Annotated in this window: 1 protein-coding gene and 1 pseudogene; both read right to left on the bottom strand. The window is 65.3% G+C overall.

What is annotated here, in order from left to right; genetic code table 11:
• Positions 1-5930, bottom strand: a pseudogene (locus CQ12_RS07745) (amino acid adenylation domain-containing protein); the annotation flags it as partial.
• Positions 5931-5932: 2 nt separating this feature from the next.
• Positions 5933-15703, bottom strand: a complete 9771-nt coding sequence (locus CQ12_RS07740; RefSeq protein WP_057834808.1) for a non-ribosomal peptide synthetase — start codon at positions 15701-15703, stop codon at positions 5933-5935.
• Positions 15704-15705 lie beyond the last annotated feature (2 nt).

The following is a 15705-nucleotide window of genomic DNA, read 5'->3' as shown; positions in this document are numbered from 1 at the left end:
AGCACGCCATCCGACCGCCACCGCGCCACGTCGCCGGTGCGGTAGAGCCGCGCTCCCGGTGGACCGAACGGATCGGGGATGAAGCGCTCCGCCGTCAGCGCGCCGCGATGCCAATAGCCGCGCGCCAATCCTGCTCCGCCGATATAGAGCTCACCCGCAACGCCGACCGGTGCGAGGTTGAGGTCGTTATCCAGGATGTACAGCGTGGTGTTGCCGATCGGGCCGCCCAGCACCGGACGGTCATCCTGTGCATCGAGGCGGTGACGCGCCGACCACACCGTGGTCTCGGTCGGGCCATACAGGTTCCAGACCTCGCCCGCCTGCGCCACCAGCCGCCGCGCCAGATCCGGCGGCAGCGCCTCGCCGCCGGCCAGCACCCGGCAGTTCGCCGGCAGCGATGAGCCGTCATGATCGAGCAGCATCCGCCAGGTCGAGGGGGTCGCCTGGATCATGGTCACGCCCTGCCTGGCGACGATAGCCTTGAGCCGTGCCGGATCATGCGCGGCCGCGCGATCCGCCAGCACCACGCAGGCACCAAGCGTCAGCGGCAGCCACAGCTCCAGCACCGCAATGTCAAAGGACAATGACGTCAGGCCAAGCACGCAGTCGGCGGCCGTCATGCCCGGCTGTTCCGCCATGGCCGCCAGAAAATTCGTCACGGCGTCGTGGCGAACCATCACGCCCTTAGGCAGGCCGGTCGAGCCCGAAGTGTAGATCACATAGGCAAGGCTCTCGGGATGCACGGCAATTTCAAGATTGCCTTCATCGCCACCCTCATCGTCATCGAGCAGCCAGGCCTCGGCACCGGTCTCCTCCAGCACCGGAGCGAACTGATCGAGCAGCGCGCTTTGCGTCAGCACCAGCGCTGCGCCGCTGTCGCGCAGCATGTGCGCCAGCCGCTCCGCCGGATAATCCGGATCGAGCGGCAGATACGCCCCGCCCGCCTTCAGCACCGCCAGCAGCGCCACCATCATCTCGACGCCGCGGTCGAGCGCCAGCCCGACCACGACATCGGTTTCGATCCCACGCTTTCGCAGCCGCCACGCCAACCGGTTGGCGCGCGCATTCAACGCGCCATAACTCAGCTCCGCATCGCCGAACACCAGCGCAATCGCGTCGGGCGACTGGCGGGCCTGCGACTCGAACTGTTCGACGAAGGAACGGTCCCGCGGGTATTGCGCCCGCGTCCGATTCCACGTCTCCAGCAGAAGCTGGCGCTCTTCGTTCGCCAGAACATCGAGTTGCCGGACCGGAGAGCGAGGCGCGCGTTCCAGCGTCTCAGCCAGTTGATCGAGCGCATGCTGCATCAAGGCGCAGATGCGATCGGCCGAGAGTGGATGGACGACCTGGGCGGTCAGGCCGATCGCCCGGCCATAATCCTCGACCGCCATCATCAGGGGATAGTTGGTACGCTCTTCGCCACCGAGCCACTCGATGCCGTGCAGGCCGGCGCTGCCCTGATCCGTGGACGACGCCTCCGGCATTGCATTGTGGCGGTAGTTCAGAATCGAGCTGAACAGGGGCGCCGGCGCGGCGACGCCGCTGCACCGTTGCGCAAGCGCCAGCGAGGCATGCTCATGCGCCATCAGCTCGGCCAGCCGGGCATGCGCCTGGCGCACGCTGTCTTCGACTGCCGTGCCATCGAGAGCGAGCCGCAGCGGCAATGTGTTGATGAACAGGCCCATGGTGCGATCGCCACCGGCGCCGGCGTGCATGCGGCCGAACAGGACGGTGCCGAACACGACCTGCTCGCGCCCGCTGCTTCGCGCCACCACCTGCCCCCAGGCAAGATGGCACAGGCTGGCAAGGCTCACGCCCATCCGCCGCGCCAGCGCGCGAAGTCGTGTGTTGAGCTGGTCCGGCAGCATTCGCCGCACTTCTGTGATACCACCACCGTCACCATGCACCCGATCGAGGCCAAACGGCGTGGTAGGCTCGTCGATATCGGCCAGCATGTTTTGAAAGAAGCGCTCGTGCTCCGCGGTAGCCGCCGATCCGCGCGACTGTGCCACCAGGTTTCGGAACGGATACGGAACCGGAAGCTCGTGACCGCGCCCGGACAGTATCTTCCGGACTTCGTCGTGCATCCCCTCCAGCGTCGAGTGATCGCCGATCAGATGATGCAGCAACACCAGGAGCAGCCAGCGCTCGTTGTCGGGATCGCACGCGATGGCAAACCGCAGCAGCGGTGCCTGGCCGATGTCGATCCGATGGCGACGCGGATCGAAGCGTTGCGCAAGCCGCTCATGCGCGGGACCTTCGCCATCCAGCACGACCTCGCTGACATCAACGGAGGCCTTTCGCCGGACCACCTGCGCTGGCACGGACAACCCGTCCCATGCAATGGACGTGCGCAAAATGTCGTGACGGTCGATGACCTGCTGAACGGCGGCGAGATAGCGGCCGAGCAAGTCGCGGCTGGCAAACCCCATCTGGCCGACCAGCAAATATGGATCGCCCTCCTTCGACAGCAGATGATGAAACAGGATGCCATCCTGCAACGGCGACAGGCCGTAAATATCCTGGATGTTGGCGACGCCGCCGGGCACACCGGCCACGATGCTGTCGATGTCGGACTGATTTAGCGCGATCAGCGGTAACAGCTCGGGCGTAATCGCCGTCATCTGCGGCGTGATCAGGTTGGCCGGAACCTCGGCTTCTCCGCCGGCGTTGAGGCCGGCGGCGAAATCAGCCAGCCCCGGCTTTGCAAACAGCGTCCGCACATCGGCGCGGAGCGAATGACGTTGCAACCGCAGCAGCATGCGGACCGCGAGCAGCGAATGACCGCCCAGTTCAAAAAAATGATCATTGCGCCCGATCCGCTCGACGCCCAACAGCTCGGCCCAGATCCCGGCAACGACCTCCTCGATCTCGCCCTGCGGCGGCTCGAAGCTGCGCCTTGCAAAGGCATCATCCTCCGGGGCCGGCAGCGCCTTGCGATCGACCTTGCCGTTCGGCGTGAGCGGCAATGCCTCCAGCCGCACGAAGGCCGACGGCACCATGTATTCCGGCAGGCACGCACGAAGATGGTTGCGCATCGCGGCCGCGAATTCACCGGCATCGATCGCTGCGTTATCGCCCTCACGCGCGGCTACATAGGCGACCAGCCGCGGGTCGCCACCGTGATCGCGACGCACCAGCACCACCGAATCGGACACACTGGCATGCTCGTTGAGACGAAACTCAATTTCGCCGAGCTCGATGCGGAAGCCGCGGATCTTGACCTGGTGATCATTACGGCCGAGGAATTCGATATTGCCGTCCGGCAGGTAACGGCCGAGATCGCCGGTGCGATACATTCGCCCGATCGGCTCCCCCGCGAAGGGATCGCGCACGAAGCGCTCCGCCGTCAGATCGGCGCGATTGAGATAGCCGCGAGCGACCCCTGCCCCGCCGATATAGATCTCGCCGATCGCCCCGAGCGGAACGGGCGCGCTGAACCGGTCCAGCAGATAAATCCGCGTATTTGGCAGCGGGCGGCCGATCGGGACGACGTCGTCAGCAAAACCTGCCGGCCGCCGCCAGGTAGTGGCGCAGACCGTCGCTTCCGTCGGCCCGTAGCCATTGAAGACGGCAACGCCTGACGGCACGTCCTTGATCAGTTCGGCCTTGGGCAATTCACCGGCGAGAACCAGCACCCGCAGCGACGCCAGCCTGTCGAGGTCGCCACGCCCCTGCAGCATCGCCGGCGGCAAGGTCGCATGCGTGATCGCGTTATCCGCGAGGTAGCCGAGCAATTCCCCGGCATTTTGATGCTCTCGCGAGCCGACGAGAAACAGCGCGGCCCCCGAGCCCAGCGCCATGACGATTTCCCAGGTGCTGGCATCGAAGCTGAAGGAAGCAAACTGCACCACGCGACTACGTGGAGAAACCTCGAACAGCGCGCGCTGCGTCAGCGCCAGATTCACCAGGCCGCGATGCTCGACCATCACTCCCTTTGGCCTTCCGGTCGAGCCTGATGTGTAGATGATGTAGGCGAGATGCCGCGGTGTGAGCCCTGCAACGGCCGGAGCGGATGTCGCCAGGCCGGCAATGGCCGAAGCGCTCGCTTCCAGATCCAGAATCTCGCACGTCGCATTCGCAAAAATCGCGCGTCCGGCTTGATCGGCGATCAGCAGTTTCGGCTTTGCATCCTCGACGATCTGAAGCAGCCGCTTCGCCGGATAGGCTGGATCGAGCGGCAGATAGGCGCCGCCCGCCTTGAGCACGGCCAGCAGGCTGACGACCATGGAGATGCCGCGCTGCAGGCAGATTGCGACCGGCTGATCCGGACCGACGCCCAAGGCGATCAAGTGCCGTGCGAGCTGGTTGGCCCTCGCGTCAACTTCGCCATAGCTCAGGCGAACGCCCTCGTGAACCAGCGCAACGGCTTCCGGCGCTCTCCGAACCTGCTCCGCAAACAGCTCGTGGATACAGCGCTCGGACGGAAACAGCGCAGCGGTCTCGTTCCACGTGTCCAGAACGAGCCTGCGCTCCTCGACGCCGACGATATCGATGCGATCGACGATCTGATCCGCGTCGGCAACCATCGCACGCAGCACCGTCAGCAGATAATCCCGGTGACGGCGCATCGTCGCTTCGTCGAACAGCCCCGTTGCATAGTTGAGGGTGCCGACAATGCGGCCGTCCGCCTCGTCGAGATTGAGCTCGAGGTCGAACTTGACCTGCTGCAGCGGGATATCGGCGATTTCGGCCTTGAGGCCGGGCAGCTCCAGCACGGCCGTTTCGTTGTTCTGCCAGGCGAACACGACCTGGAACACCGGCGGATGCTCCAGCCGACGCGGCGGCTGGATGATTTCGACGAGCTGCTCGAACGGCAGGTCCTGATGATCCTGGGCCGCGAGGGCTGCAGCGCGCACGCGGCCGAGCAGATCTGCCACGCTTGGTTCCGCCGACAGGTCCATGCGGAGCGCCAGCATGTTGACGAAGAAACCGGCCAGGCCTTCGATCTCGCGCCGGTTGCGGCCGGCCGTCGGCGTACCGATCACGAGATCGGTCTGCCCGGAAAGCTTTGACAGCACCGCCGCCCATGCCGCGAGCACCGCCATGAATGCCGTCGTGCCCTGAGATTGGCTGAGCCGCCTGATGCCGAGCACGAGATCAGCATCGATCTCGATCGGCAGCGATGCGCCGGCGAGTGATCTCTCCGATGATCGCGGCCGGTCGGTCGGAAATTCCAGCACGGCGGGCGCATCCGCGAGCGCATGGCGCCAATAATCGACCTGCCGCTGCAATCGCTCGCCCGCCAGCCACTGCCGCTGCCAGGCGGCATAGTCCGGATACTGAATTACCAGCGGCGGCAGCGGATCGTCCTGGCCGGCCGCGAAAGCCTGATAGAGAGCCCCGAGCTCGCGCACCAGCACGGCCATCGACCAGCCGTCGGATATGATGTGATGCTGCGTGAGCAGGAAGAGATACTTGCTCTCCGCTGTCCGGATCAGCCGGCCGCGGATCAACGGTCCGGTGGCGAGATCGAACGGCGCACCGGCCTCCTCGCGGCACAGGCGCGCGACTTCCTGTTCGACATCGCCACGACCGCGCAGATCATGTTCGAGCACTGGCAGATGGTCATGGGCCGGCAACAGCTCAACATGCGGCCGTCCATCGACCACGCGAAAGACGCTGCGCAGCGCCTCGTGACGCGCAAACAACCGGTCGAGGCTCTGACGCCATGCTGCGACATCGAGATCCCCCGAAAGCTGCAATGCACCGCGAATATGATAGTTGGCGTTGGCGCCATCGAGCTGCGCCAGCAGCCACAGCCGCTGCTGCGCGAAGGACAATTCGAGCGGCCCACCGCGCGGCACCGACGGAATTGAGCCGGCTCCACTCCTGTTGGTATTCTTGCCGCGGTCTCTGGCCAGCGACAGGAGCTTTCTCACCTGCGCGGCATCCAGATCACGCAAATTCGGCTTTGTCGTATCAGCCATGCTCACTGCCCCGCCGCGATCAGTTGCTGGAGCTCTTCGGTATCGAACTCCTGCTCGATCAGCCTGATCGATACGACACGTGCGAACGACGCCAGATCAGGGTGAACGAACAGATCAGAAACCGCGATCGACACGCCGATTTCCTGCGACACCCGGCTCAGCACCCGCACGGCAAGGAGGGAGTGGCCGCCGAGCTCGAAGAAGTGGTCGTGGCGTCCGACCCGGTCGATGCCGAGCAGTTCGGCCCAGATCTTCGCCAGCGCGATCTCGACTTCATCCTCGGGCGCCTCATAACGGCGATGGACGAGCGCATCCTCGTCCGGTGCCGGCAACGCCCGCCGATCGATCTTGCCGTTGGGGGTCAACGGCAATTGCTCGAGCACGACGATCGTCGCCGGCACCATGTAATCAGGCAGAATCGCCGACAGCGCATCGCGCAAGACGCGGCCGTCGAGCGCGGGCTCCCCACTTGCATAGGCAATCAACTGGCGTCCGGTCCTGCTCTCGCGAACCACTACAGCCGCCGCGCGCACGCCGCGCTGTTCGAGCAAGCGCGCCTCGATCTCCCCGGGTTCGATCCGGAAGCCGCGGATCTTCACCTGCTGGTCGGCGCGGCCGACATATTCGATCACGCCATCCGCCCGCCAGCGCGCGAGGTCGCCGGTGCGATAAAGACGCGCGCCGTTATCGCCGAACGGATCCGGAATAAACCGCTCCGCCGTCAGCGCGCCCCGGTTCAGATAACCGCGCGCCAATCCGACACCGCCGATGAACAGTTCGCCAGTCACACCAAACGGCACGATGTTGAGGTCGGCATCGAGGATATAGGCGGACCTGTTGCCAACGGGATGTCCAATTGGCGCGGCCTGATCCGGCATCAGCGCGGCGTCGTCGACGGGCCACGCCGTCGGCGCGATCACGGTCTCGGTCGGGCCGTAGGCATTGATCAGAAGATCGACATCGGCGGCCTGGCGGAGCGCCTTGATGCCGCTATCCGACCAGGCTTCGCCGCCCACGATGCACGCCCTGATGGCGAGCCTGCGCCCGCTCTGCCGCAACGCTGCGCTCAACTGATCCGCATAGGCCGGCGGCAGAAAGATCGTCGTAACCGAACTGCGCTCAATCTCGTTGACGAGATCATCGATCAACAGACCCGGCCTGGACGGCAGGACCAGCGACCCGCCCGTCATCAGCGGCACCAGCCATCGCTCGTGCGCGATGTCGAAATTGATCGACGCCGTCTGGAATTCCCGGTCGCGCGACGTCATGCGGTACAGCCGGCCGATCGCCTCGCAATGCATGACAAGCGGCCCGTGCGTGACAGCTACGCCCTTCGGCATGCCCGTCGATCCCGAGGTGTAGATCACATAGGCGAGGCTATCCGGATGGATTTCGACGTTGAGGTCGCCGCTGTCTTCGCCGGCCAGCGATGATGGCCCGTCGATACAGCAGGCCTCGACAGCGGTCTCGTGCAGCACCGGCGCGAGCGGTTCGAGCTGCGCGCTTTCCGTCAATATCAGCGTCGCCCCGCTGTCGCGCAGCATCTGCGCGAGCCGCTCGGCCGGATAATCCGGATCGAGCGGCAGATAGGCGCCGCCTGCCTTCAGGACTGCGAGCAGCGCGACCATCATTTCCGGGCTGCGCGGCAAGGCGATGCCGACCAGACGATCCGGGCCGATGTTCCATTGACGAAGCCTCCGCGCAAGCTGGTTCGCGCCGGCGTTCAACTCGCCATAGCTGATGCGCTGGTCGCCCCACACGATCGCCACGGCAGACGGCGCCTGCGCCGCCTGCGCCTCGATATGCGCGACGACGCCGATATGGGAAGCAGGCGATGCCGAATGCGCCGCGCGGCTCCAGTTCAGGACCCTCCGGGCCTCCTCGCCGGCTGCCGACCCGAGTTGGCCGATCGGACGGTCTGCATCGGCCGCGATCCGTTCCAGCAATCCATGCAACATGTCGCGGAGCCGCCGGATGGCCGCCTCGTCGAACCTGGCCCGGTCGTAGTTGAACTCGAGATTGAGCCGGTCGCTTCCGGCGAACACGGCGACCGCCAGCGCATAGTTGGTGGGCGTGACATGGTCCACGCGGCCCAGGCGCGGGCCGCTTTCGCCGGTCCGTCGCAGGTCTTCATCGATCGGATAATTTTCGAACACCAGGATGCTGTCGAACAGCGTCTGCCCGGCATGGCCGGCAAGACGCTGGATCTCGTAGAGCGGCGTCCAGCCATGCTCGCGCAATGCAAGATTCTGCTCCTGCAACTGACGGAGCCAATCGCCGACGACGGCTTGGGGGCTTGGCATATCGACGATCGGCAGCGTGTTGATGAAGAGACCCACCATCTCCTCGGCGCCCGGCAGTTCGGCCGGACGGCCCGACACGGTCACGCCGAAACTGACGGCCGCCTGTCCCGAATGTCGCCGCAGCAACTGCGCCCACGCGCCCTGAATGAGCGTATTGAGCGTCACGCGCTCATGCTTCGCAAATGCCTTCAGCCGCTCGGTCAATTCCGCATTCACCGCAAGCGCAATGCTGCCGTGCCCCTCGGCTTCCGATACCCTGTTCGTGGCCAACGTATTCGCCAGCAGGGTCGGCGTTTCGAGCCCGGCCAACGCGTCGCGCCAGAACTTCTCGGCGCCTGCCTGATCGCGGCCCTGCAGCCACGCGATGTAGTCGCGATAGCCGCCCTGCACCGCAGGCAGCGCGCCGCCGTTCACATGCTGCAGCACCTCTGCAACCAGCCGGGCTGAACTCCAGCCGTCGACAAAGATGTGGTGATGGGTCCAGATCAGCCAGTAACGATTGTCGTCGAGCCGGATCAGGCGCACCCGCTGCAGCGGCGGCTGTGCGACGTCAAAACCTTGCTCGCGTTCCCGGCGGGAAACTTCGGCCAGCGCAGCATCCAGCCCTGCACGTTCGTCGCTGCGTTCGAGCACCACCGCTCGCTGGCGCCAATCCTCTTCGGCGAACGGCACTGACACATGCCCGAATACCACCTGCTGTGCGGCGCCCGAAAGATTCTGCCACACAAAGCCGGTCCGCAACGCGGCGTGCCGGTCGCTCACCGCCTGCCACGCCGTGCGAAGCTTCCCGGCATCGAAGCCGAACAGTTCGAGCCCGACCTGGTTCACATAGGCATCATTGTCGCCATCCCGAAGGGCATGGAACAGCATGCCCTGCTGCATCGGCGAAAGCGGATAGATGTCCTCGATGCCGCGAAGGTCCAGCGTCTTGCCCAGCCGGTCGAGATCGGCCTGACCTAGTCCGGACAATGCAACGTCCGACGGCGTGAGACCAACCGCGCCGCTGCAGCAGTGCGCCACCAGCCCGCGCAGGGACGTCTCGTAAAGCAATGCCAGCCGCTCGACGGTCTCGCGCCGGTAGCGCTTCCGTCCATATCCAAAAGACAATTGCAGCCGGCCGTCACGCACGAGACCGGTGATGTTCAGCCAGCCGCGCATGGGAGCAGCAGGGCTACGAGACGAACCTGCGCTTTCCGACGCGAACGCGAAGCGCGAGGATGCGCCTATGCTGCCATCGAACCGGCCGAGATAGTTGAAAACGATCTGCGGCTCCGCCAACTGTGCCAGGGCATGGCGCTGGGCTTCGGAGCCGAGATGGCGCAACACGCCGTAGCCAAGTCCGCGGTTCGGGATCGCACGAAGCCTTTCCTTGACCGCCCTGATCAGGGGCGCGTCGTCGCTCGACCCGCCCTGCAGCCGCACCGGGAATGCGGTTGTGAACCATCCGACCGTGCGGGAAACATCCGCGCCGGGGAACATGTCCTCGCGGCCGTGGCCTTCAAGCTCGACGGTTACATCGTCACGCCCACTCCAGTGCGAGACGGCGCGCGCCAGGCCTGCCAGCATCAGATCATTGACCTGCGTCCGATAGGCGGAGGGCGCCTGCTCAAGAAGCCTCGATGTCATCTCGGCATCGAAGACCAGCGCCACTTCCTCGCTGTCCCCGACAAGATCGACGCCGCCATCGTCGTCGTCGCATGGCAGGCTCGCCCCCGCCCCGCAGTCGAGCCAGAAGGGCAGTTCGTCAGCCAGTGCCGCGGTCGCCGCATAGGCGTGCAGCCGTTCACCCCAGGATGCATAGGTGTCGCTCTTCGGCGCCAGCGTGACGGCGTCGCCTTGCTTCAACTGATCATAGGCCGAGGCCAGATCTTCCAGCAGGATGCGCCAGGATACGCCATCGACAACCAGATGATGGATCGCGAGCAGCAGCCGCTGGCTGCCATCGGCAAGATCCATCCCGACCGCGCGCAGTAAAGGACCCGACGACAGCGACAGGCTCTCCTGCGCGGCGGAAGCATGCGCGGTGACCTGTGCCGCATCAGCGACGTCAGCATGAATCCATAACAACTCTGACGGCGCCGCCGGAGCGCCCTGTTCCGCCTGCCACGCGCCGTTCACCTGCTTGAACCGCAGGCGCAGCGCGTCGTGGTGCTCCACGGTTGCCGCGAGCGCACGCCGCAGCGTCTCCCAGTCGATCCGCGCCTGCGGGACCAGCAGCACCACCTGGTTCCAGTGATTCCGGTTGCCGATATCTTCAGCAAAGAAACGCGTCTGAATCGGCAGGAGATGACGCATGCCGGGTGCCGGCTCGCCGCCGGCCACCATCAGTGTGCCCGCCCTCTCCTTTTTGGCGGCAGGTGCTGCCGTAACGGCTGCGACGGTTGCCAACGCAGCAATCGTCTGCTGACCGAACACCTGCTTCGGCGTCAGGCGGATGCCGCGCTTGCGCAATCGCGCGATGATCTGCAGGCTGAGGATGGAATCGCCGCCGAGCTCGAAGAAATTGTCGTTGCGGCCGATGCGCTCGCGGCCGAGCACCTCACACCAGACTGCCGCGATTGCTTCCTCAGTGTCGCCCACGGGCGCGGCATGGCTTGGCCCGGCCGTCGCTTCGGTCGGTTCCGGCAGCCCCTTGCGGTCGACCTTGCCATTGGGCGTGAGAGGCAGCCGCTGCATTATAATAATGTGTGACGGCACCATGTATTCCGGTACCACCGCAGAGAGCTGCTGTTTGATCGTCTCCGGCTGCAGGGTCACGCCACTGACAGGCACACAGTAGGCCACGAGTTCCTGCCGCTCGGCGTGCGCGCCGATGGCGCGGGCGATGGCCACGGCGTCATCGACCCCTTGCAGCGCCTTGATGGCGCGGCCGACTTCGCCAAGTTCGACGCGGTAGCCGCGCAGCTTGATCTGATCGTCGGTGCGGCCGAGGAAGATCAGCCGGCCCGCCCGATCACAGCGGACGCGATCGCCCGTTCGATAGAGCCGGTCCCCAGCCGACCCGAATGGATCAGGCACAAAACGCTCGGCTGTCAGGCCTGCCGCGCCACGATAACCGCGCGCGACGCCGGCGCCACCGATATAGAGTTCGCCCGTGACGCCGATCGGGACCTCATTGAGAGCATCGTCCAGCACATGGGCGCGCAGATTGGCGAGCGGCAGGCCGATCGGTATCGGGCCCTTCTCGTCTGCAGGCGCGCATTCGTGGGTCACCGCGCCGACGGTCGTTTCCGTCGGCCCGTAGTGATTCAGAATCCGGCATTGCGGCCGCAACTGCCTGATCTCGTCGAGCAGCGCTGCATCGCAGGCCTCGCCACCCAGGATGAGCGCATCGCGCGGCAGCAGGTCGGCCGACCGCTGTGCCTGCAGCAGACCGCGCAGATGGCTGGGCACGATCTTGAGGATGCCGACGTCGCCGTTGCGCATGGCTCGCGCGAACGCACCCGCATCGAACACCGCTTCGGGAGACAACAGATGCAACGTCACGCCGGACGCAAGTGCGCCGAACAGGACGGTGTGTCCGAGATCGGCCGCCACGGTCGAGACCATCGCCATGTTCGACAAGGGCCGTGGCTGCACGCGCTGCAGGAGGGCCTGCACGTAATGGGCCAGCGCACCGTGGGAGACGGCAACGCCCTTCGGTGTTCCGGTCGATCCCGACGTGTAGATGACATATGCCGTCTGCGCCGGGTGGATCACCGTATCAATCGATACATTTGGTGTTTCTTCACGCACCGCTTCCGTGTCCGCGTCGAACACAACGCAATCGAGTGCACGCGCTTCGGCCAGCTGCTCGCCGGCCGCCAGCACGATTTCAATGCCGCCCTCCTTCAGGATGCACCTGACGCGCTCCAGCGGCCATTTCGGATCGAGCGGCACGTAGGCGCCGCCCGCCTTCAGCACACCCAGCAGCGCAACGACGAAGGCCGGCGAGCGCTCGATCCACAACGCAACCGGCACCTCACGCGTCACGCCCTTGCCGGCGAGAATATGCGCGATGCGGTTCGATCTTTGCTCGAGTTCTGCAAACGTCAGTGTCTCACTGCCGCATCGGACGGCTACCGTGGCTTCTTTGCCGGCTGTCGCCGCGCGATGAAGACGGATCACATCGGCGAACCCAAACGCGGCGGTTTGGCTCTTCACGACCTGCCGGTTCGTATTGTCAATGACGAAGTCCGATACCCGTCGCTCTGCATTGTCAGCGATCTCACGCAGCATCGAACCGAACTGCGTTGCGAGACGCGCGATCGTCGGGGAATCGAAAAGGTCGGTCGCGTAGTTGAACGTCGCCTTCATGCCGGCGGCGCCATCGACGACGTCGAGCGCGAGATCGAAATGCGAGCCCGCGAGATCCATGATGTCGATCTCGGCAGTGAGGCCGTCGACGGCATCGAAGCCGCGCGGCGCCGTCATGTAGTTGAACTTCGCCTGGAACAGCGGGTTGTGACCACCGCTGCGTTCGGGACGCAGGCTGTCGACCAGCATTTCAAAGGGCAGATCCTGATGCGACAGCGCTTCGATCACCGATTCCTTGACCTGCTGAAGCAGGTTCGGGAACGTTGCGTCGTCGGCTATCTCGGCACGCAGCACCAGCGTGTTGACGAAACATCCGATGAGATGTTCGAGCTGCGCATGCCGGCGCCCCGCGACCGGTACACCGACGCGCAGATCGTTCTGGCCGGTATAACGATAGAGCAGCGCCTGATACGCCCCGAGCAGCAGCATGAACACGCTTACGCGATGTCTTGCGGCAATCTCCCGAAGCCGCGCGGCCAGCGCGCCGTCGATTGCAAGGCCGATCGTATCTCCGGCATGGCTTTGCGCTGCCGTCCGCGGCCTGTCGTGGGGCAACGCCAGAACTGGATGCACATCGCCCAGCTTCGCGCGCCAATAGGCGAGTTGCCGGTCGCCCTCGCCGGCCGCCAGCCAGTTTCGTTGCCACGCTGCGAAATCGGCATATTGAACCATCTGCAGCGGCGGTGTGCCCGTGTCCTGCCCGATGGCGCTGCGGTAGAGCCCGGCCAGCTCTTCGAGCAAGACGTCGAGCGACCAGCCGTCGACGACGATGTGATGCGCGAGCAGCAGAAGTTCATGCGTGTCATCGGCGAGTTGAAGCAGCGCCGCCCGCAGCAGCGGCCCGTTCACGAGATCGAACGGCCTGCCGAGTTCGGACCGCCTGAGCTCCCTGGCATGTTCGTCGCGGTCGCGCGCGGGATACGCGCGGAGGTCCTCGTGCCTGATATCGACGCTCATGGCATCGTGGATCACCTGCGTTGCCCGACCATCTCTGGCGACGAAGGTGGTGCGCAGCACCTCGTGGCGCCGAACGATCTCGCCGATAGCCTGCGACAAGGCGGCGTGATCGAGCCGTCCCTTCAGGCGGATCGTGCTGGCAACGGTATAGGCCGTCCCGTCGGGATCCACATTCCAGAGGAACCACAGCCGTTCCTGCGCATGCGACAGCGCCGCGCGATCGGGCGCGGTCGCCCGCGGGATCGGCGGCAGCGCGCGCCCTGCGCCAGTCTGCACCAGACCATCGATATGGCCGGCGAAGCCTGCGAGCGTCGGCGCGTCGAAGAAACTGCGCAGCTCCAGTTCCACGCTGAAGCGTTCGCGGATCGCCGCGGCGACCTGCCCGGCCGCGATCGAGTTTCCGCCCAGCACGAAGAAATCATCTTCGCGATGCACGGCCCTGACGCCGAGCGCATCGCACCAGATCGAGGCCACGGCACGCTCGGTATCGGTCGCCGGCGCCGTCAGGGGGATGCCATCGCGGCGGCGCCCTCTTTCGAACACCATGAAACTGTCGAGCGTATTGTCGGCCAAACGCGCCGCGCAGGCCGAACGCTGCAGCTTGCCGCTGGTCGTCAGCGGCATCGCCTGCGGATTGAGCAGGACGATCACGACCGGATATTCCTGCGCCTGCCGCAGCACCGCCTCACCGACCGCATGCGCAAGTGCCTCGGGATCGCTGCGCTTGAGAACGGTACGGCTGAACTCCGCCGCGACTCCTATGCCTTCCCGCCCGTCGATCTCGACCGCAAACGCGGCGACCCGCCCCTTGCGGACCGGTTCCACGTCGGCTTCGACCGCCTGTTCGACATCCGTCGGATAGACGTTCTGCCCGCGAACGATCAGGAGATCCTTGAGCCGGCCGGTGACGACAAGCGCGCCGTCCCTGATGAAGCCGACATCACCGGTGCGCAGCCAGCGAACGCCGTCGCGCTCGACGAAGGCCTTCTGCGTTGCCTCGACGTTGTTCCAGTATCCAACCGCAACGCTGGGACCGGCAACCCAGATCTCGCCGACTTCGTCCGCCTCGGCCGCGGCCGATCCGTCGACGCGCATGATGCGCGTGGCATGGTCGGCGATCGTTTGGCCGCATACGACGAGGTCAGTACCCTCATCGGCGCTCGCAACGCGGCCCGCGGCAAGCGCTGCGGTATCGAGGGTATAGCTGACGGTTTCGGTCTTGAAGTCGCCCGCCGACACCAGCAGCGTGGCCTCGGCAAGGCCGTAGCAGGCCGTCAGGGCACGGCGGTCGAACCCGGCCCGTTCGAATCGTTTGCCGAATCTCCTGAGTGTGTTGTTGCGGACAAACTCCGAGCCGGAGAATGCGAACCGCCAGCGGCTCAGATCAAGCCGGCCGATCGTTTCATCGGAAATACGATCGGCGCAGAGCGCGTAGGCGAAGTCAGGTCCGCCGCTCATCGTGCCGCCGTGGCGATCGATCGCCTCGAGCCAGCGTCGTGGCCGTTCGAGAAAATTGCGCGGCGACATCAGGACGGCCGTACCGCCCGTGAACAGCGGATTCAGCAGCCCGCCGATCAAACCCATGTCGTGATAGAGCGGCAGCCAGCCTACGAAAATATCGTCTGACGTCCCGCCCGCCACGGCCTGGATCGCTTTCTCATTGGCCGTGAGGTTTGCGTGCGAGACGCAAACGCCTTTCGGCTGCGATGTCGATCCCGAGGTATATTGCAGGAAGGCGATGGCATCAGCCGCAGGCCTCGTCTCGCGCCATTCCGCTGCGGGTACGAGTGGGATCGCATCCACCGCAATGATCTGGACGTTACCCAGTTCAGGAAGCGCTGATTCCACGGCCGCTCGCAGGGCTGTCTCCACCAGAATGAAGCGAGGCGCCGCATCGCGCAGAATGCCGTTGAGACGGCCTGCATAACGTTCGGCCCCGCCCTCCGGCGGATACGCCGGGACCGCGATCACGCCCGCATACAGACAGGCATAGAAGGCCACGGCATAGTTGATCCCGCTCGGCAGCAGGATCACCGCCCGCTCGCCGGAGCCGTTCAACGCCTGCAACTGCGCGGCGACGGATCTTATCCGCGCATCGAGCGCGACAAATGTCAGCTCGTCGGCGACATCGTCGCCTTCCAGGAAACGCAGCGCCACCTTATTGGGGCGCACCGCGGCATGTTCGCGCAATCGTTCGACAAGATTGTCTTTGTCCATCT

The organism is Bradyrhizobium jicamae, from assembly GCF_001440395.1.
Classification (GTDB): Bacteria; Pseudomonadota; Alphaproteobacteria; order Rhizobiales; family Xanthobacteraceae; genus Bradyrhizobium; species Bradyrhizobium jicamae.
Note: the sequence above shows the minus strand (reverse complement) of the source record. Positions and strands in the feature narration are given on the sequence as shown.